This window comes from Paenibacillus sp. 01L418, assembly GCF_056400045.1.
In genome coordinates, this window is sequence record NZ_JBFTSN010000820.1 from 1 (window position 1) to 880 (window position 880).

The window sequence follows — 880 nt, forward strand, 5'->3', positions numbered from 1 at the left end:
CCAAGGCGGTGTCCAAGGGCAAGCTAGTGATATTGCGATAAGTGCAAATCGGATTTTGAATATACGCTCTAAATTGAATCGAATTAGTGCAGAAAGAACAGGACAGCCTATAGAGAAAATCGAAAAGGATATGGATCGTGATTATTATATGTCATCGGAAGAGGCATTGGAATATGGAATTATCGACAAGGTCATCACCTCTATGTAGATAATAAGCTCTTATGAATCCATATTGCCGCTTGGCTGCCATCCCCCATTGCTATGGTCAACATTTCAGAATGCGCAGTTACGTCTCCAGCGGCCCAAATGTCTTCGACACTTGTAAGCTTGGTACGCGGGTCAACGACAATATGATTGTTCTCCATAACCTCTACTCCAAGCTGTTTGGCAATGGAGGAACGAACCTCATTACCGCCAAAAGCAACAAAACAGCGCTGACGATAAATAGATGAACCGTCCGCAAGAATTATCCCTATAAATTGTTCACGCTCAATCAGAACGGTTTGAATGGCTTGTTCTATACAGGRGATTCTTTTTTGGTCAAGCTTGAGTCGTAGCTCTTCTTCAATCGGTGTGAGCTCATGATTTACATAAATGAGCTCCTCCGTCCAATGCGTAAGTGTTAGTGCCATTTGTGCTCCGGCATTTCCAGCACCTAGAACAATCGTAGGCTGGTCTCGTACTTCGTATCCATCGCAGTCTGGGCATACGTATACGCTCGTTCCCAAACATGGAATAAGCATCTCCAAATTCGGAAGCCGATCCTTCACACCTGTCGCAATAAGCAGCTTCTTACCATGATAAGTTTTCATATCCGAAGTTTTCAGAAGAAAAGCCTCATTTAATCTTTCCGCCTGTACAACTTCAGCTTGTATGAAAG

2 protein-coding genes are annotated in these 880 nt (G+C 43.5%); one reads left to right on the top strand and one right to left on the bottom strand.

Annotated features, from left to right (window positions below; translation table 11 throughout):
* Positions 1-208: ATP-dependent Clp protease proteolytic subunit (locus tag AC1DSE_RS35880; RefSeq protein ID WP_477529195.1), on the top strand; the 208-nt coding region annotated here is incomplete at its 5' end.
* On the opposite strand, the gene AC1DSE_RS35885 is transcribed toward AC1DSE_RS35880, so the two are convergent.
* Positions 201-880 (bottom strand): NAD(P)/FAD-dependent oxidoreductase (locus AC1DSE_RS35885; protein WP_477529196.1); only part of this gene is annotated, 680 nt, incomplete at its 5' end. The two genes, AC1DSE_RS35880 and AC1DSE_RS35885, sit on opposite strands and share 8 nt — an antisense overlap.